The organism is Streptosporangium sp. NPDC020145, from assembly GCF_040631275.1.
Taxonomy (GTDB): Bacteria; Actinomycetota; Actinomycetes; order Streptosporangiales; family Streptosporangiaceae; genus Streptosporangium.
Genome location: NZ_JBEXZT010000012.1, coordinates 59,669 through 77,800 on the forward strand (window position 1 = coordinate 59,669; position 18,132 = coordinate 77,800).

Genomic DNA, 18,132 nt, shown 5'->3' on the forward strand with positions numbered 1-18,132 from the left:
GCTCCCCGCCCATGGGTCACTCCCCCCGCTCGCTCACTCCGCGGCCGGCCTCGTCCCTCAGCCGACCACTCCACTCACTCCGCCGGGCTCGCTCCCCGCCCATGGGTCACTCCCCCCGCTCGCTCACTCCGCGGCCGGCCTCGTCCCTCAGCCGACCACTCCACTCACTCCGCCGGGCTCGCTCCCGGCTCACCGCTTCGCCTCTGCCGCGATCTGCAGCACCCTGCGGGCGAGCGTCACGTCGGCGTCCTTGCGGCCCATCCGCACCGCGGCCTCCGACATGGCGACCACGCGCTCGGGGTCGGACAGGATCGGCAGCACGTTCTGGATGATCCACTCCGGCGACAGGTCCGCGTCGTCGACCATGAGACCGCCGCCCGCCTGCACGATCGGCTCGGCGTTGAGCCGCTGCTCGCCGTTGCCGTGCGGAAGCGGGATGTAGGCCGCGGGCAGGCCGACGGCGGTCAGCTCGGCGCAGGTCATCGCGCCGCTCCGGCACAGCGCGAAGTCGGCCGCCGCGTAGGCCAGGTCCATCCGGTCGACGTACTGCAGCACGACGTACTGCGGGTCACCGCGAGGCGGCTCGTACTCCAGTGTGTTCTTCGGGCCGATGACGTGCAGCACCTGCACCCCCGCCCGGCGCAGCGCGGCGGCGGCGCCCAGGGCGGCCCCGTTGAGGGACCGCGCGCCCTGCGAGCCGCCGGTGACCAGCAGCGTCGGCAGGTCGGCCTCAAGACCGAACCAGGAACGCGCCTTGTCCCCCATGGAGAGCCGGTCCAGCCCCACGATCTCCCGGCGAAGCGGGATGCCCACGTGCTGCGCCTTGGGCAGCGGCGTGTTCGGGTGCCCGGTGAACACGTGGTCGGTGAGCCGGGCGCCCAGCCGGTTGGCCAGGCCCGGCCTCGGGTTGGCCTCGTGGACCACGATCGGCACACCACGTCTGCGCGCCCCCAGGTAGGCGGGGGTCGCCACGTAACCGCCGAAGCCGACCAGCACGTCGGCCTGGACCCGCTCCATGATGCTCGCGGCCGTGTTGATGGCCCCGGCCAGGCGTCCCGGCACGGTGAGCAGCTGGGGCGTGAGGGCCCTGGGCAGCGGGACGGCGGGCACGAGCTGTAGCTCGTAGCCCCGGGCGGGCACCAGCCTGGTCTCCAGGCCGCGCTCGGTGCCGAGGCAGGTGATCCCGATGTTCGGGTCCAGTTGGCGCAGCGCGTCGGCCAGAGCCAGCGCCGGTTCGATGTGACCGGCCGTCCCGCCGCCTGCGAGGACCACCCTCATGTCGGTCCTTTCACTTATCGTCTCTCTCGGGCCGGCCGTCGTTTCCGCGCCGGACCACCCAGGCCAAGCCAGCTTAGGCCCCGCGCAACCGGTCCGGGGCCACGCAGGGCGAGAGCCTCGCGCGCTCCGGGTTCCTGTTTGGCGAAGGAGAGCAGCATGCCGAGGGCGGCCAGGGTCGGCAGAAGCGCCGACCCTCCGTAGGACACCAGGGGCAACGGGATGCCGGTGATGGGCAGCACCCCGATGACCGCCCCGATGTTCACGATCGCCTGCCCGGCGATCCAGGCGACGGCGGCCGCGGAGGCCAGACGGACGAAGGGGTCCTTGACCCTGGTCGCCACCCGCAGTCCCGCGTAGCCGAGCAGACCGAACAGGGCGATCACCACGAGGGTGCCCATCAGGCCGAGTTCCTCACCGAGGATGGAGAAGATGAAGTCGCTCTCCGCGTGCGGGAGTCTGCCCCACTTCGCCCTGCTCGACCCGAGTCCCAGCCCGAACCAGCCGCCGCTGCCGATCGCGATCTGTCCCTGGACCGCCTGGTAGCCGGTCGTCTGCGCGTTGGCCCACGGGTTGAGCCAGCCCTCGATGCGGTCCGAGCGGTAGCCCTCGGTGCTGATCATGATGACGGTCGCGAGCGAGGCGACCGCCAGTACGCCGCCGAACAGCCGCAGCGGGGCGCCGACCACCCACAGCAGCGACAGGAAGATCAACAGCAGCACCAGCGTGGTGCCGAGGTCGCTGCCCAGCATGACCATGACGGCCAGGATCACGGTGCCCGGCATCAGCGGGATGAACAGGTTGCGCCACTCGATCATCCCGCCCCGCGCCTTGCGGGCCAGCAGGTCGGCGCCCCACAGCAGCAGCCCCAGCTTGGCCGGCTCCGAGGGCTGCAGATAGACGGGGCCCAGGTCGATCCAGCGCTGTGCGCCGAGCTGGGAGGTGCCGACGAACAGCACCAGGACCAGCGCGAGCACCGACAGGACCATCAACGGGTATCCGGCGAGCCTGAAGAACCGCTGGGGCAGCAGCGAGCAGATCCACATGAGCGGGATGCCGAGGCCGACCGAGATCGACTGCTTGAAGAACCAGTAAAACGGGCTCCCCATCTCCTGCATGGCCTCGATGCTCGACGCGGAGAGCACCATCATCAGACCCAGGGCCAGCAGCAGCGCACTGCAGCCGAGGATCAGATAGTAGGAGGTCAGGGGACGGTTGAGCAGCTCACGGAAGGCGGTCAGGTGTTCGTGTGTCCTCGCCGTCCCCCCGGCCTCCGCGCGGCGCGCGGTCCTGCGGCGACCGACGTCCTCCTGCGCCGCGGTGCTCACTCCGGCCCGCCGTCACGTCCGTCCGCGAGCCGGTGTACGGCCCGCGCGAACGCCTCCCCCCTCGCTGGGTAGCCGGCGAACATGTCGAGGGAGGCTCCCGCCGGAGCCAGCAGCACGGTGTCCCCGGGGGCTGCGAGCCTGGCGGCTTCGGTGACGACGCGGTCCATGACCCCAGTGTCTTGCCCCGCCACCTCAACCACCGGAACATTCTCGGCGTGTCGCGCCAGAGCCTGACGAATTCGCTCACGGTCGGCACCCAGCAGCACCGCGCCACGCAGGCGGGGGGCGGCCCGCCGTACCAGGTCGTCCACCTCGGCGCCCTTGAGCTGCCCTCCGGCGACCCAGACGATCGACGGGTAGGCGGCCAGGGAGGCCGCGGCGGCGTGCGGGTTGGTCGCCTTGGAGTCGTCCACGTAGTCGACCTCGCCGATCCGGGCGACGTGCGCGATCCTGTGCGGGTCGGGGACGAAGTCCAGCAGGCCCCGCCGTACGGCCTCGGGGGGGACCCCGTAGGACCTGGCCAGCGCCGCGGCGGCCAGGGCGTTGGCCACGTTGTGCGGCGCGAAGGGCCTGACGTCGGACAGGGAGGCGAGTTCCTCGGCCGCACGGACCGGGTCGGCCACGAAGGCCCGGTCGACGAGCAGGTCCTCGACCACCCCGACCTGTCCCGGCCCCGGCACGCCGAGGGTGAACCCCACCGCCCGCCCCTCCCCCAGGTACGGCAGCGCCAGCCGGGCGGGCCAGTCGTCGTCGGCGTTGTAGACGACCGTGCCCGCCCTGGCGAAGATCTCCCCCTTGACCCGGGCGTACTCCTCAAGGGAGCCGTGCCAGTCGATGTGGTCGGGGGCGACGTTGAGCAGGGCCGCGGCGTGCGGGGCCAGACCCGGCGAGCGGTGCAGCTGGAAGCTGGACAACTCGACCGCCAGTACGTCCCAGGGGCCGGTGACCGCCTCGACGACGGGGGTGCCGACGTTGCCGACGGCCAGCGCCCGGCGCCCGGCGGCCTTCAGCATCGAGGTGAGCATCCTGACCGCGGTGGTCTTGCCGTTGGTGCCGGTCAGCGCCAGCCACGGCGCGGCGCCCTCGGGCCGCAGCCGCCAGGCCAGCTCGACCTCGCTGACGACCTCGACGCCCGCCCGCGCCGCGGCGAGCATCAACGGGTGACCCGGCGGCCAGCCGGTGGTGACCACCAGGCCGGTGCCTTCGGGAAGCTCCTGCGTGGAGGCGCCGAGGCGGACCTCGACGCCCGCCTCGGCCAGCTCGGCCGCGGTCTTCCTGACCCGTTCGCCGTCGCCGCTCTCGACGACGACCACCTTCTCTCCCCTGGCGGCCATGGCACGGGCGGCGGCGGCGCCCGAGACGCCGAGTCCGGCGACGCAGATCATCACTGCTTCGGCATCCATTCCACGTAGAACAGCCCGAGACCGGCGGCGGCGCACAGGGCCGCGATGAGCCAGAAACGGACCACGATGGTCGTCTCGGCCCAGCCGGACAACTCGAAGTGGTGCTGGAGGGGGGCCATTCTGAAGACGCGTTTACCCGTCATCTTGAACGAGCCCACCTGGATGATCACCGACAGGGTGATGAGCACGCACATACCGGCCAGGATGATCAGCAGGAGCTGGGTGCGGGTGGTGATGGCCAGGCCCGCGATCACACCGCCCAGCGCCAGCGACCCGGTGTCGCCCATGAAGATCTTGGCGGGCGGGGCGTTCCACCACAGGAAGCCCAGCAACGCGCCGAGCACGGCCGCCGCGACGACGGCCACGTCCAGCGGATCACGGACCCAGTAGCAGTTGGGACCGAGCTGGGTGGTGCAGTTGTTGCGCAGCTGCCAGTTGCCGATCAGGACGTAGGAGGCGAGCACGACGCCGGTCGCGCCGCTGGCCAGGCCGTCCAGGCCGTCGGTGAGGTTCACCGCGTTCGAGAAGCCCACGATCATGATGAGCACCCAGATCGTGAACCCGACGATGCCGATGGAGGGCCCGAAGTCCCGCAGGAACGACACGCGGGTGTCGGCCGGGGTGATCAGGTGGCCGTCGGGGAAGCGGGTCACCAGGATCGCGAAGACGGCGCCGACGATGAGCTGGCCCAGGGCCTTGGCGCCGCTGCGCAGGCCGAGGCTGCGCTGCTTGTAGATCTTGATGAAGTCGTCGAGGAAACCGACCGCGCCCAGGCCCGTCATCAGGAACAGCACCAGGCTCGCGGAGGGGGTCGGCAGGGTCCTGCTGTACAGGTGGGCGCAGGTGAAGCCGAGCAGCGCCGCGATCACGATGACGGTTCCGCCCATGGTCGGCGTGCCGCGCTTGTCGTGGTGGCCGGAGGGCCCCTCCTCACGGATGCTCTGGCCGTAGCCTCGCCTGGAGAACAGACGGATCGCCAGCGGAGTGCCGAACATCGACAGCAGCAGTCCGACCGCCGCCGCGATGAGGATCTCCATCATTGGCGCTCACCCCCGGTCAGGGCCTGCGCGACGCGTTCGAGGCCGGTGACGCGCGGCCCCTTGATCAGCACCACGTCCCCTGGGGCGAGCAGCGCCTCGAGCCCGGCCGAGGCCTCCTCGACGTCGGCCACGTGAACGACTCTGGTCGGTCTTCCCGGCAGCGCCTGCCGAGGTGCCCCCGGTGGTGCCCCCGCCTCGGGCGCGTCCGTGACGGACGCCGCGCCCGCCAGGACCGGGGCGGCGTCGGAGCCGACCACGAACAGGGCCTCCAGGCCCGAGCTCGCGGCCATCCGCCCGACCTCGGCGTTCAGCGCGTCGCCGTCCTCACCGAGCTCCCGCAGGGCGGCGATGACCGCGAACCTGCGCCTGCCGCCCGCCAGGGCGTCCAGGGCGCCGAAGGCCGCGCGCATGGAGTCGGGGTTGGCGTTGTAGGCGTCGTTGATCACGGTGACGCCGTCCGGCCTGTCGCTGACCGCCATCCGCCAGCGGCTGCGCGGCTCGGCCTCTGACAGTTCCTCGGCGATGGCGGCGACCGGCAGGCCGAGCTCGTGGGCGACGGCCGCGGCGGCCAGCGCGTTCTCCACGGCGTGCTCGCCGTACAGACGCAGGGCGACCGGCGCGGTCCCCGACGGGGTGCGCAGCGTGAAACGGGCACGGCCCCGCTCGTCGAGGGTCACCTCCTCGGCGCGCACCGCCGCCCGCGGCCCCCTGCCGAACCAGGTGACGCGGGCGGCGGTGCGCCCGGCCATCCCGGCGACCAGCGGGTCGTCGGCGTTCAGTACGGCCACGCCGTCCGCGGGCAGTGCCTCGACCAGCTCACCCTTGGCCTGCGCGATGGCCTCCTTGCCGCCGAAGACGCCCAGGTGGGCGGTTCCGACGTTGAGGACGACACCGATCCTGGGCGGCGCGATGCGAGCGAGGTCCGCGATGTGACCCGCGTGCCTGGCGCTGAGTTCGAGCACCAGGTAACGGGTCTCCTCATCGGCCCTCATGACGGTCAGGGGGTGGCCGATCTCGTTGTTGAACGACTCGACGGGGGCGATCGTCGGACCGAGCCTGGCGGCGAGCCGGGCCAGCAGGTCCTTGGTCGTGGTCTTGCCCGCCGACCCGGTCACGCCGATGACGGTGGCCAGCGGCAGCTCGGCGGCCACGGCGCTGGCCAGCGCGGCGAGCGCCGCCAGGATGTCGCCGACGACGACCGCGGGGGCGTCGACGGGCCTGGAGGCCAGAACCGCGGTGGCTCCCGCCTCGACGGCCCCGGCTGCGAAGTCGTGCCCGTCCGCCCGCGTGCCCTTGATTGCCACGAACAGCGACCCCGGCTCCACGGCCCGGGAGTCGATGACGACCGGGCCGCGCACCACGGCACGGGGATCGGCCATGCCGGCGAGGGCGCCCGAGGTGATCTCGGCGATCCTGGCCAGCGGCAACGGGATCATGATGAGTCTTCCCTACTCTCCATACGTGCTTGCGTGCCCGGGCCGGTCGCGTCGCCTGACGATCGCGTCGGCGACGACCCGCCTGTCGTCGAACGGGAGCACCTGGTCCCCGACGTACTGGCCCTGTTCGTGCCCCTTGCCCGCCACGACGACGACGTCGCCGTGGCCCGCCCCGGCGACGGCGAGGTCGATGGCGGCGGCCCGGTCCGGCTCAATGATCACATGTGCGCGTTCGTGCGGGGACACGGCGAGGACCCCGTCCAGCATCTCGGCGAGGATCCGCAGCGGGTCCTCGGAGCGCGGGTTGTCACTGGTGAGGATGGCCACGTCCGAGAGCCTGGCCGCCGCCTCCCCCATCATCGGCCGTTTACCCTTGTCGCGGTCACCGCCGCAGCCGAGCACCACGGTCAGCCTGCCCGTGGTGACCTCGCGCAGGGCGTTCAGCACCGACTCGACCGCGCCGGGTTTGTGGGAGTAGTCGACGATCGCCTGGAAACCGTCGCCGCCCGGCACCCGTTCCATCCGGCCCGGCACCCCGGTCAGCGTCGCGACGCCCGCGATCGCGGCGCGCAGCGGCGCCCCCGACTCGACGAGGGCGACGATCGCGCCCAGCGCGTTGGCGACGTTGAACGGCCCCGGCAGGGCCACCGTCGCCTCCTCCTCGACACCTCCCGGGCCCACCACGCGGAAGGCGCTGCCCTCGGCGTCCAGGCGGACGTCCACGGCCCGCCAGTCGGCCTCGGCCGCGCCCGACGCGGAGAAGGTGGTCATCGGGATCTTGCCGACGGCCAGGAGCTCCCGCCCGTGGGCGTCGTCGATGTTGACGACGCCCACCCGGCTCATCTCCGGGGTGAAGAGCCGGGTCTTGGCGGCGAAGTAGTCGTCGAGGTCCTTGTGGAAGTCGAGGTGGTCCTGCGACAGGTTGGTGAACAGCGCGACGTCGTAGAAGACCCCGTCGACGCGGCCCAGCGCCAAGGCGTGGCTCGAGACCTCCATCGCCGCCGCCGTCACGCCCTGCTCCCGCATGAGGGCGAACAATCCCTGCAGGTCGCTGGCCTCGGGAGTGGTGAGCTTCGGAGTGAGGCACAGCTCGCCCGCGTGGATCTCGACGCCGCCGATCAGGCCCGCCCGGTGGCCCGCGGCCCGCAGCCCCGCCTCCAGCATGAAGGCGATCGTGGACTTGCCGCTTGTCCCGGTCACACCGATGACCGTCACGGCGTCGGCGGGCCTGCCGTACACCCAGGCGGCGACCCTGCCGAGGACGGCGCGCGGGTCCGGCACGACGAGGACGGGCAGGCCGGTCGCGGCCGCCGCCTCACGCCCGTCGGGGTCGGTCAGGATCGCGCAGGCTCCCGCGGCCAGAGCCTGCGCGGAGAAGTCCGCGCCGTGGGAGGTGTTTCCCGGCAGGGCCACGTAGAGATCGCCGCGCTGGACCTGACGCGAGTCGATGGTGACCCCGGAGACCGGGGCCAGCGGCGCCCGTGACGCGCCCGAGGGCACGCCGAGCAGGCTCGCCAGTCCCGAGAGCGGGCGGGATGAGTTGTTCGAAGGTCGCATGGACGACGGGAAACGCACGGCGAGAGCGTACCTTCCCTGCTCATTCCCCGGCGCGTATCCGCACCGCGGGCGGCTTGGTTCCGGTCGGCGGGATCTTCTTGCTCTTCAACGCGAACGTCATCACTTTCTTGAAGACGGGAGCGGCGATCTCCCCACCGTAGTACCCCCTGTGGGGGTCCTGGACCACCGCGAGAACGACCAGGCGGGGCTTGTCCGCGGGGGCGAAGCCCACGAATGTCGCAGTGTATCCACAGTAGCCCTGACATTTGGCGTCATAGCGCATCGCGGTACCGGTCTTACCGGCCACACGGTAACCGTCGATGGCGGCGAGGTTACCGGTGCCCTCCTCGCTCACGGCGGCCTCGAGCATGCCCGAGATCTGCGCCGCGGTGTCCTGCCCGATCACCCGGGTCCGCCCGGCGGGCGCGGCGGGGGTGAAGGCACCCTCTGCGCCGGTCGTCCCCGCCACGATCTGCGGGGTCACGCGTACCCCGCCGTTGGCGATGGTCTGGTAGACGCTGGCGGTCTGCAGCGCGGTCACCGAGACGCCCTGGCCGTAGGCGACCGTGCAGCGCTGGCTGCCCGACCACTTGCGCCAGTCGGGCAGCAGTCCCGCCTCCTCGCCCGGCAGGCCGGTGCCCGGCCTGGTGCCGAAGCCGAAGCGCTTCAGCATCTCGTAGAGCTTCTGGTCGCCGACCTTCTGCGCGGCCAGGATCGTGCCGACGTTGCTCGAAGTGGCCACGACACCGGAGAAGGTCAGCCGCTCGACCGGGTGCGGATGGGAGTCCCTGAGCACCTGGTCGGCGCAGCGGATGTTGTCCCTGACCGAGAACACGCTGTCCGGGTTGACCGCCCCGGACTCCAGGGCGGCCGCGGCCGTGATGACCTTGTTGGTGCTGCCCGGCTCGAACACGTCCGTCACCGAGCGGTTGACCCAGTCCTCCGGAGCGGTCTTCTGCCAGTTCTTCAGGTCGAGCTCGGGCGCGTTGGCCATGGCGAGCACGTGCCCGCTCTGCGCGTCCAGGACGATGGCGCTGCCCGTGCGCGCGCCGACGGCCTTGACCTGGTCGGCGATGGCCTTCTGCGCGGCCCACTGGATGTCGCGGTCGATGGTCAGGCGCACGCTCCCGCCGTCCACCGGCGTCTGCAGCGTGCTGCCGGTCATCGGGATGCGCTGCCCCCCGGCGCCCGTCTCGACGAGTTGCTCCCCGTCACGGCCCGCGAGCAGTTTGTTGTAGGTGCTCTCCAGCCCGCTCAGGCCGCTGCCGTCGGCGCCGATGAAGCCCAGCAGGGTGCCCGCGAGGTTACCGCCTGGGTAGTCGCGCCGGTAACGGTGCTTGCTGCCGACGCCCTTGAAGTCACGGTCCATGATCCGCTGGGCGACGACGGGGTCGACCGCCGCCGCCACCTGCTGGTAGCGGCCGCCCGCGGCGAACTTCGCCATGATCTGCTCTTTGGGCACACTGAGTTCCGCGGCCAGGGCCGTGGCCACCCGGTCGCGCTGCTGCGGGGTGGTCACCACGCCGGGGTCGACGAAGATCTCGCGCGCCTCCAGGGTCAGCGCGAGTTCGTGGCCGTTGACATCGGTGATCGCCCCACGCCGTGCGGGCAGCTTCTCCGGCCTGATCCGCTCGGCCGCCTTGGCCGCGTAGACCTTGGAGTCGAGGCCCTGGAGCTGGATCAGCCGCCCGGCGAAGATGGACAGCACGAAGGTCATCCCGATCAGGCCGATGCTGATCCGCCGTCCCGGGTTGCCCAGGCGCAGTACGGCCGGCGGACGCGCCGGAGGCCTGCCCCTGCCGGAGCCGGGATCACCCGTCCAGCCGGCTCTGGAGACGAGCCCCTGGACCATCTGGGAGAAGGGCGAGGGCCGCGGAGGCCTGGGGCCTCGCGGCGGGCCCGGTCTGCCCGGTGCCTCCGCGCGTGCCTGCCCCGCCGCCCTCGGTCGCGGGGGGCCGCCGCCCGCCGGCCCGGACGCCGGCGTCCGGCGCGCCTGCCCGGGGGGAGGGGCCTCCGCCCGTGACCCGGTCGTTCTGGGGCCCGCCGGCCTGCCGCCCCGCGTGGAGCCGTCCTGGGGGGTTGCCTGGCGCGGACGGCCCGGCTGCCCGTTCGCGGGCCTGCCCGCAGACCCGCTCTGAGGTCCGCCCCGGCCGGCCGCCGGCCGTTCCTGACGCGGCCTGCCCGCCGGCTGGGACCCGGTACCCCTGTTCGGGGAAGCGCCCTTGGAACCGCCCTGCTTACCGGGAACACCCGGCCTGCCCGATGCGCCCTCCGGGCGGCCCTGCCTGCCGGAGCCACCCTGGGCTCCCTGCCCGCCCTGCCGTGCCGTACCGCCCGGCCTGCCGGTCGAGCCGTCGGGGCGTGGCCTGCCCGTACCGTCCTTACGGCCGGGGGCGCCTGGCCGTCCTGAGCCCTGCTGCCTGCCGCCGTCGTGGCCGCCCTGTCCCTCCGGGCGCCGGGGGCGGCCGGGCTCACCCTGCCCGTCCTGGCGGGGAGGGCGGCCCTGCGGCCCCGGCTTCCCCGCGCCGTCCTGGCCCGAGGGTCTGCCGGTACGGCCCGGCCCGCCCGGTCCCCTGCGGCCCGGGTTTCCGGCGGAACCGCCGCCCGAGCCGCCTCTGCCGGGTCTCGGACCCCGCCCGCCGGCCTCTCTCACCGGCCCGTGCCCGGCGCTCGCTCCTGCCCCGCGGGCGTCTGGCCGTCGTTTCCGGCGGCGCCCACGGGGCTCTCCCCCGCGGCCCCCACCGGGGCGCCCTCCTTGGGCGTTCCCGGAGTGGGGCGGCCGGGGACCATGACGTTCGGGTTGTCCCAGTCGGGTTCGAGTCCCTGCTTCTCGGCGTTGCCCGCGAGCCACTCCGGGGTGTCCATCAGGGCGTTCTGGTGCTTGAGCGACTCCTTCTTCTGGCGGAGCTGGTTGTTGCCGTTACGCAGCTCGGTGGCCCTGAAGGAGTCCTGGTTGAGGATCGTGTTCAGCAGCTGGAGGCTGACCAGGCCACCGCAGAGCAGGCCGATGACGAGCAGCACGAACGGCGTGCGCGGCGCCTTCCGCCCGCGGGCCGCGGACGGTTTGGCCGCCCCCGCCGCTGCCGTCGCGGGAACGTTCCTGGCCGGACGCGTCCTGCGCACCTGGGGCATCGTGCGGGGGACGCGCGTGGGCCGCCCGCCGCGGACCGGTGCACCGCGGCGGACGTCTTGCTCACTCCTCGTCAACTGCCTCACGAATCCTCTCTGCCGCCCGGCACCGGGCGGAGGCGGCCCGCGGGTTGCGGGCGACCTCCTCTTCGCTCGGGAGCTCGGCTCCCCTTGTCAGGAGGGCGAACCGCGGCTGGTGAGCCGGCAGCGGGACGGGCAGCCCTGGAGGGCCCGTCTCCTTGGTCCGCGCCGCGAGGACCCGTTTGGTCAGCCGGTCCTCAAGGGAGTGGTAGGCGAGCACGACCACGCGCCCGCCGAGCGTCAGCGCGTCGAGCGACGCGGGGAGGGCGCGTTCCAGTGCCGTCAACTCCGCGTTCACCTCGATCCGCAACGCTTGGAAGGTCCTTTTGGCGGGGTTGCCCCCGGTTCGTCGAGTGGCGGCGGGGATGGCCTCACGGACAATCTCCGCAAGCCGCTTAGTCGACGTTATGGCCTCCTTGGCCCGTTCCTTGCCGATTAGGTGCGCGACACGCGGGGCGAATCGCTCCTCGCCGTAATCCCGGAGAATCCGGATCAGCTCGGGGATCGGGTAGGTGTTGACCACGATCTCCGCGGTCAGCTCCTGCCCCCCGTCCATCCGCATGTCCAGCGGCGCGTCGTAGGAGTAGGCGAAGCCGCGCTCGGCCTCGTCGAGCTGAGGAGAGGAGACACCCAGGTCGAACAGCACCCCGTTGACCCGGGGGCGCCCGAGGTCGGCCAGCACCTCGGCCAGCTCGTCGGAGACGGCCTTGACCAGTGTGATCCTGTCGGCGTACGGCGCGAGCCTGGCGGTGGAGCGTTCGATGGCGGTGGGGTCCCGGTCGATTCCGACCAGGTGCAGCGCGGGGTGGGCCGCGAGCAGTGCCTCCGCGTGACCGCCGAGGCCGAGGTTGGCGTCGACCACGACGGAGCCGGGTCCGGAGAGCGCGGGCGCCAGCAGCTCAAGCACCCGGTCGAGCATCACGGGAACATGGCCGCCCCGGCCCTGGGAATCCCTCTTGTCGTCTTCGGCGCGCATGAAGCGCCAACCCCCCTCTCGCCGCGTCTCCCGCGCGGTCACGCGGCGGACGCCCATCGGTGTCTTTCTCCTGGCTCCCACCCCCGGGGGCCGTCCGGCCAGGTCCCCATCCGCACCCGCTTTCCGTCGCCACCTGACACCGGGGAAGGTGCATCAGCTGACGAACATGTGGTTGCGGGTGGAGACCTCGCCGAACGACGTTTTCACCGATGAGTCGACCGTGCAGTCACAGAATCCCTGGCAGCACCTCCTCCGACAGGTCGGAGAATGCCTGCTCCTGGTCGGCCAGGTACTTGTCCCAGGCCTGGGCGTCCCAGATCTCCAGCCGGGTGTTGGCGCCGATGACGGCGCAGTCACGGCTGAGTCCGGCGTAGTCGCGCAGGGCCTGCGGGACGGTGACCCGACCCTGTTTGTCGGCGACCTCGTCGGAGGCGCTCGCGAAGAAGACGCGGCTGTAGTCACGGACCGCCTTGGCGGTCACCGGCGCTGTGCGCAGAGCCTCGGTTATGCGCTGGAACTCCTCTACGGGGAAAACGTAGAGGCAGCGCTCCTGGCCTTTGGTGATCACCAGACCCTCCGCCAGCTCCTCACGGTACTTCGCCGGCAGGAACAGCCGTCCCTTGTCATCGAGGCGCGGGTAGTGGGTGCCGAGGAACATCGGCCTCACCTCCCGTGCCTAGCGGAGCACCTGGCGCTGTGGCCCCTGCCCTCCACTGCGCACCACCATACTCCACTTCTCTCCACCGTCAACTGATTCCGCGGCTCTTAACGATGGGTTTCGCCGCCATTTTCCCAGCTCAGAACAGGTGGAGCGGAGTGGAGGGGCAAGGCGCCTCCGGTATGTCACGGGCGTGTCGAGAAGGTAAGCGATAGTCGGACAATCGAGGAATGAACCAATCGGCGGCACCGCAGAGGGAAAGTGGAGCGCGCGACCGCCGGAAGGCCTTGCCCCACGGCCCGTCACAAGATCCGGACACGTCCTCCACACGAACAGAACGCTCAGCTCACACACTGTGGCTGTCCACCCGGAAACAGCCCTAATACCCACATAGAGTCGCTCTGGAACCTCGGGCGTCGTAGTGTCGGTACGCACAATGGAAAAGGGCCTATAAAGACCCCCAAATACCAACCCCCGGCGTGAAACCGCCGCAGCTTCATGGAGGCCTGGTGGCAGTAACCCATGACATCTCACCTCGGCTCGATGATCTGGTCGTCACGGCGCATCGCATCCGCCAGGCGATCGAGTCGGTGATCGAGGGCAAGGGGGACGCCGTCCGCCTGACCTTGACCGTTCTCCTCGCGGAAGGGCACCTCCTCATCGAGGACGTGCCCGGTGTCGGCAAGACGATGCTCGCCAAGGCCCTGGCCCGTTCCATCGACTGTCCGGTCCGCCGTATCCAGTTCACCCCCGACCTGCTGCCGAGCGACATCACGGGGGTCAGCGCCTACAACCAGCAGACCCGGGAGTTCGAGTTCAAGCCCGGCCCGGTCTTCGCCAGCATCGTGGTCGGGGACGAGATCAACCGCGCCTCGCCGAAGACGCAGTCCGCGCTGCTCGAATGCATGGAGGAGCACCAGGTCACCGTGGACGGCGCGACCTACGCGCTGGAGAGCCCCTTCATGGTGATCGCGACGCAGAACCCCATCGAGATGGAGGGCACCTACCCCCTCCCCGAGGCGCAGCGCGACCGCTTCACCGCCAGGATCGCGATGGGCTACCCCGAACCCGGCGCCGAGCTGGAGATGCTCGACGTTCACGGGGCGGCCTCGCCGCTGGACAAGCTGGAGCCGGTCGCCACGACCGCGGAGGTGCGGGCGCTCATCGAGGCGGTGCGCGCGGTCTACGTCTCGCAGCCGATCAAGAAGTACGCCGTCGACCTGGTGACCGCGACCCGGCAGAGCCCCGAGCTGCGGCTGGGCGCCTCCCCGCGCTCGACCCTGCAGCTGGTCAGGGCGGCCAGGGCGCACGCCGCGCTGGCCGGGCGTGACTACGTCATTCCCGACGACCTGCAGGACCTGTGCGTGCCGGTGCTGGCGCACCGGCTGCTGCCCAGTGTCGAGGCCCAGGGGCAGCGACGCATGCCGGAGCAGGTGGTGGCAGACCTGGTTCGCCGGGTGCCCGTGCCCGAGGTCCAGACGAAGTGACCTCGGGCCTCAGAGCGCTCACCGCCCGCGGCTGGTCATTTCTCGCCTCCGGCGCCGCGGCGCTGCTGTGCGCCTTCTTCCTCGGCGAGCACGACCTGCTCAGGATCGGGGTGCTGATCATCTCGCTGCCGCTGCTCGCGGCGATGGTGGTCAGCCGCACCCGCTACCGGCTGAGCTGCGCGCGCCGCCTTGACCCGCCCCGGGTCCCGGTCGGCGGCGAGACCACCGTGACGCTGCGCCTGGAGAACGTCACCCGGCTGCCCACCGGTCTGCTGATGATCGAGGACACCGTCCCGTACGCCCTGGGCGCCCGTCCAAGGTTCGTCCTGGACCGGGTGGAGGCGCTGGGAATCCGCGAGATCGACTACCGGGTCAGGTCCGACCTGCGCGGCCGGTTCGGCATCGGCCCGCTCACCGTGCGGATCACCGACCCGTTCGGCCTCGTCGAGCTGACCAGGTCCTTCACCATCAGCGACACGCTCGTGGTGACGCCCCAGGTCGTCCCGCTGCCCCGGGTCCGCCTCTCCGGGGAGCTCGCGGGCGGGGGCGAGAGCCGTACCAGGAGTGTGGCGGCGGCCGGTGACGACGACGTCGCGCCGCGCGAGTACCGGCAGGGCGACGACCTGCGGCGGGTGCACTGGCGCTCGACCGCCAGGTACGGCGAGCTGATGGTGCGGCGTGAGGAGCAGCAGTGGCAGAGCAGGGGCGCGCTGCTGCTGGACACCCGCAGGTACGCCCACCGGGGTGAGGGACCCCGCTCCTCCTTCGAGGTCGCGGTCTCCGCCGCGGCCTCCATCGGGCTCCATCTGGCGCACGAGGGGCTCGGCCTGCGCCTGGTCACCGACCAGGGCGCGGAACGGCTTCCGGAGACCGGGCTGAGCTGGGCGCTGCTCGACACCCTCGCCGAGATGCGCACCAGTTCCGCCCGCTCCCTGGAGTACGGCGTGGCCGCTCTCCGGCAGGGCGGCGGCGAGGGCCTGATCGTCGCCGTGCTCGGCACGGTCGACGCCGAGCAGGCCCGGGAATTGGCCCGGCTCAGGCACGGCAACATGACCGGGGTCGCCGTGCTGCTGGACGTCGCCGGCTGGGAACGGCCGGAACTCGGCGACGATGAGGGCCACCAGGCGGCCCAGGCCGTGCTGGCCGGGGCCGGATGGCGTGTCGTGCCACTGCCCTCTGGCGCGACGATCGCGAACGTGTGGCCGAAGGCGGCGCAGGGCGGGCGATTCGTACTCAGTGGGGGCGGCTCATGAGACTTCCGATCGCGGCGGGCGCGGCGACCATGGCGGTCACCGTCTCGCTCTACCCCCTCTTCCAGGGGGGCGCCTGGTTCTGGGCGAGTCTGGGGGCCGTCGTCGTCGTGACGGCGGTCGGCGTACCGGCCAGCCGCTACAGCCTGCCGGGCTGGCTGGCGCCGCTCGGCCAGGTCGTCGCCATCTGGATCTATCTGACGGCCGTCTTCACCCCGGAGAAGGCGTGGGGCAGGGTCGTCCCGACCAGGGAGTCGGTCGTCGCGCTGGCCAGGATGCTGGTCGGCGGCTTCGCCGACATCCAGCGCTTCGCGGCGCCCGTGCCCGCGACGACCTCCATCACCCTGCTGACCTGCGGGGGCGTCGCCCTGATCGCCGTCCTGGTGGACCTGCTCGCCTCCCGCGCGCGCAGGGCGGCGCTGTGCGGGCTGCCGCTGCTGGCGCTGTTCACCGTCCCCGCCGCGGTGGCGACCGAGCCGGTCAGCTGGCCCGCGTTCATCGTCGCGGCCGCCGGCTACCTCGGGCTGCTGGTCGCCGACGGCAGGGAACGCGTGGGTCACTGGGGCAGGGCCGTACTGGTGCGCCGTGCCTCGGTGACGGCGCGGACCGTCGCCGACGTCGGCCCGCTGCGCCTGTCCGGCAAGCGCATCGGGCTCACCGCGGTGGTGCTGGCCGTCCTGCTGCCCGCGCTGCTGCCCACACTCGAACCCTCCCCGCTGTTCGGCTTCGGCGTCGGCAACGGCAGGGGGAAGGGCAACAACTCGATCAGCATCTCCAACCCGATCGTCGGCCTGCGGGGTTCGCTGTCGCTGCCGGCCAACGCCGACGTCCTCAGCTACACCACCAGTGACAACCTGCCGCGCTACCTGCGGATGTACTCGCTGGACATCTTCGACGGCCAGCAGTGGACGATGGCGGGGCCCAGCGGCCTTCCCGAGGACCGGATCTCACGCGGGCCGCTGCCCCCGCCTCCCGGTCAGAGCCGTGAGACGCCCGTCGCGACCGTGACGACCAGGATCACGGTGAGCAAGACCCTCAAGGGGCTGGAGTTCCTGCCGCTGCCGTACCCGCCGAGCCGCATCGGGATCGAGGGCGACTGGCGGCCGGACCGTGACTCCCTGATGGTCTTCTCCACCGAGGACACCGCGGAGGGGATGACCTACACGGTCGTCAGCGACGAGCCCAGGCCGACCGCGGAGAGGCTGAGGTCGGCCGCGGCCGCGCCCCAGCAGATCACCGACCGTTACCTGCAGCTGCCCAGGGACCTGCCCAGGGAGGTCAAGGAACTGGCGGCGAGGGAGACCAAGGACGCGAGGACGCCCTACGACCGGGCGGTCCGGCTGCAGGAGTTCTTCACCAGCAAGGGCGGCTTCGTCTACACCCTGGCCGCTCAGGGACACGGCGGGCAGGCGCTGACGGACTTCCTGATCCGCAACAAGGCCGGATACTGCGAGCAGTTCGCCGCCGCGATGGCGGTGCTGGCCAGGGTGCTCCACATCCCGGCCAGGGTGGCCGTCGGCTACACCGGCGGCAGCAGGGTCGGAGACCACTGGCAGGTGGGCACGCACGACTCCCACGCCTGGCCCGAGCTCTACTTCGAGGGGACGGGGTGGCTGCGCTTCGAGCCGACCCCCACCGGTCTCACCGGGCAGGGCAGCGCCACGGTTCCCTCCTACAGCCGCGCGCGGGCGGCGAACGAGCCCGGCGACCAGCCTTCGGCCGCTCCCGCGATCGGTTCCGGCTCCTCCGACCTGGCCAACGGGTCGGCGAGCAACCCCCGCAACCGCAGGCCCGAGCTTGACTACGGCGGCAGCGGGCCCATCGTGGTCGAGGAGGAGACCCCTCTCGCGGTCAGGATCGGCCTCGGTGTCGCGGCCGTGGCGTTCGTCGTGCTGATCCCGGCGATGCTGCGGCTGCGGCTGCGCGGGCACCGCCGCCGGATCTGCTCCCGCGCGGCACGACCGGCCGTCGTTCTGGCGGAGGCGCCGGGAACCGTCACGGTCAGGACGGGACTGTGGAAGCAGGCGACGACGGCCGTCTGGGCGGAGCTCGGTGACACGCTGTACGACTACGGGGTGTCTCGCGCGCCCAGCGAGACCCCCAGGGCACTGGCCGTACGGCTGAGCGCCCAGCACGGGTTCGACGCGGACGCGGAGGCCGCCGTGACGCGGATCGCCGCCTCGGCCGAGCGGATGCTCTTCGCCAGGACCCCCGGCGAGACCGGCTCCCCGCGTGAGGACCTGCGCGTGGTACGGCGGGCGCTGGCGGTCTCCGCGCCCCGGGGCAGGAGGATCCGCGCGGTGCTGCTGCCGCCCTCGACGCTGACCGGGATGCGGACCCTGGGCACACGTCTGCTGGACGTCTTCGACCGGCTGGAGAACCTCCGCCTCACCGGCAGGAAGGCCTGACCCCACCGCGAAGCGCCCACACGCCCGCGTCCGGACAGATCCGGGCGCGGGCGTGGTCCGTTCGGCGGCACCGGCCGGGGACCGGTCACAGGGAGGCGGTCACG

General features: G+C 72.0%; 13 protein-coding genes. 3 read left to right on the forward strand and 10 right to left on the reverse strand.

Annotation, left to right across the window (positions count from 1 at the left end; all coding sequences use genetic code 11):
• Positions 1-189: 189 nt before the first annotated feature.
• The 10 genes from murG to mraZ form a co-directional block, all read right to left on the reverse strand.
• The gene (murG, locus tag ABZ463_RS22360; RefSeq protein ID WP_352009002.1) at positions 190-1,278 is read right to left on the reverse strand and encodes an undecaprenyldiphospho-muramoylpentapeptide beta-N-acetylglucosaminyltransferase; all 1,089 of its coding nucleotides are present in this window, start codon (positions 1,276-1,278) and stop codon (positions 190-192) included.
• Between the two features lie 14 nt (positions 1,279-1,292).
• Positions 1,293-2,603: a putative lipid II flippase FtsW gene (gene ftsW / locus ABZ463_RS22365; RefSeq protein WP_352009001.1), complete on the reverse strand. Its 1,311-nt coding sequence runs from the start codon at positions 2,601-2,603 to the stop codon at positions 1,293-1,295.
• Positions 2,600-4,006 carry a UDP-N-acetylmuramoyl-L-alanine--D-glutamate ligase gene (gene murD / locus ABZ463_RS22370; RefSeq protein WP_362778565.1) on the reverse strand — a complete coding sequence of 469 codons (1,407 nt, stop codon included), beginning with the start codon at positions 4,004-4,006 and terminating at the stop codon, positions 2,600-2,602. The genes ftsW and murD overlap by 4 nt, the downstream gene beginning before the upstream one ends.
• The gene (mraY, locus tag ABZ463_RS22375; RefSeq protein WP_352008999.1) at positions 3,988-5,046 is read right to left on the reverse strand and encodes a phospho-N-acetylmuramoyl-pentapeptide-transferase; all 1,059 of its coding nucleotides are present in this window, start codon (positions 5,044-5,046) and stop codon (positions 3,988-3,990) included. Before mraY ends, murD begins: the two co-directional genes overlap by 19 nt.
• Positions 5,043-6,482 (reverse strand): UDP-N-acetylmuramoyl-tripeptide--D-alanyl-D-alanine ligase, encoded by a 1,440-nt coding sequence (murF, locus tag ABZ463_RS22380; RefSeq protein ID WP_362778568.1) that lies wholly within the window; start codon positions 6,480-6,482, stop codon positions 5,043-5,045. The genes mraY and murF overlap by 4 nt, the downstream gene beginning before the upstream one ends.
• A gap of 12 nt (positions 6,483-6,494) precedes the next feature.
• Positions 6,495-8,039, reverse strand: a complete 1,545-nt coding sequence (locus ABZ463_RS22385; protein ID WP_362778744.1) for a UDP-N-acetylmuramoyl-L-alanyl-D-glutamate--2,6-diaminopimelate ligase — start codon at positions 8,037-8,039, stop codon at positions 6,495-6,497.
• 40 nt (positions 8,040-8,079) lie between these two features.
• Positions 8,080-9,891 carry a penicillin-binding protein 2 gene (locus ABZ463_RS22390; protein WP_352008997.1) on the reverse strand — a complete coding sequence of 604 codons (1,812 nt, stop codon included), beginning with the start codon at positions 9,889-9,891 and terminating at the stop codon, positions 8,080-8,082.
• Between the two features lie 797 nt (positions 9,892-10,688).
• Positions 10,689-11,162 (reverse strand): hypothetical protein, encoded by a 474-nt coding sequence (locus tag ABZ463_RS22395; protein ID WP_352008996.1) that lies wholly within the window; start codon positions 11,160-11,162, stop codon positions 10,689-10,691.
• Between the two features lie 70 nt (positions 11,163-11,232).
• On the reverse strand, positions 11,233-12,225 hold the full coding sequence (rsmH, locus tag ABZ463_RS22400) for a 16S rRNA (cytosine(1402)-N(4))-methyltransferase RsmH (protein WP_352008995.1): 993 nt from the start codon (positions 12,223-12,225) through the stop codon (positions 11,233-11,235).
• Between the two features lie 226 nt (positions 12,226-12,451).
• Complete coding sequence (gene mraZ, locus ABZ463_RS22405) at positions 12,452-12,883, reverse strand: division/cell wall cluster transcriptional repressor MraZ (RefSeq protein WP_352008994.1); 432 nt, start codon at positions 12,881-12,883, stop codon at positions 12,452-12,454.
• Positions 12,884-13,392: 509 nt separating this feature from the next.
• On the opposite strand from mraZ, the gene ABZ463_RS22410 reads away from it, so the two are divergent.
• Genes ABZ463_RS22410 through ABZ463_RS22420 form a run of 3 tightly spaced genes read left to right on the forward strand, consistent with a single transcriptional unit; the run spans position 13,393 to position 18,028 of the window.
• A complete protein-coding gene (locus ABZ463_RS22410; protein WP_352008993.1) occupies positions 13,393-14,370 on the forward strand; it encodes a MoxR family ATPase in 978 nt (325 codons plus the stop codon).
• Positions 14,367-15,623, forward strand: coding sequence for a DUF58 domain-containing protein (locus tag ABZ463_RS22415; protein WP_352008992.1), 1,257 nt, complete (start codon positions 14,367-14,369; stop codon positions 15,621-15,623). The genes ABZ463_RS22410 and ABZ463_RS22415 overlap by 4 nt, the downstream gene beginning before the upstream one ends.
• A complete protein-coding gene (locus ABZ463_RS22420; RefSeq protein WP_362778574.1) occupies positions 15,620-18,028 on the forward strand; it encodes a DUF3488 and transglutaminase-like domain-containing protein in 2,409 nt (802 codons plus the stop codon). The genes ABZ463_RS22415 and ABZ463_RS22420 overlap by 4 nt, the downstream gene beginning before the upstream one ends.
• The last annotated feature ends 104 nt before the right edge of the window (positions 18,029-18,132 follow it).

Coding starts and splice junctions, on each gene's coding strand:
- ABZ463_RS22385 (WP_362778744.1), bottom strand. CDS start 8,039: ATGCGACCTTCGAACAACTCATCCCGCCCGCTCTCGGGACTGGCGAGC.
- murG (WP_352009002.1), bottom strand. CDS start 1,278: ATGAGGGTGGTCCTCGCAGGCGGCGGGACGGCCGGTCACATCGAACCG.
- mraZ (WP_352008994.1), bottom strand. CDS start 12,883: ATGTTCCTCGGCACCCACTACCCGCGCCTCGATGACAAGGGACGGCTG.
- mraY (WP_352008999.1), bottom strand. CDS start 5,046: ATGATGGAGATCCTCATCGCGGCGGCGGTCGGACTGCTGCTGTCGATG.
- ABZ463_RS22390 (WP_352008997.1), bottom strand. CDS start 9,891: ATGGTCCAGGGGCTCGTCTCCAGAGCCGGCTGGACGGGTGATCCCGGC.
- murF (WP_362778568.1), bottom strand. CDS start 6,482: ATGATCCCGTTGCCGCTGGCCAGGATCGCCGAGATCACCTCGGGCGCC.
- rsmH (WP_352008995.1), bottom strand. CDS start 12,225: ATGCGCGCCGAAGACGACAAGAGGGATTCCCAGGGCCGGGGCGGCCAT.
- murD (WP_362778565.1), bottom strand. CDS start 4,006: ATGGATGCCGAAGCAGTGATGATCTGCGTCGCCGGACTCGGCGTCTCG.
- ABZ463_RS22420 (WP_362778574.1), top strand. CDS start 15,620: ATGAGACTTCCGATCGCGGCGGGCGCGGCGACCATGGCGGTCACCGTC.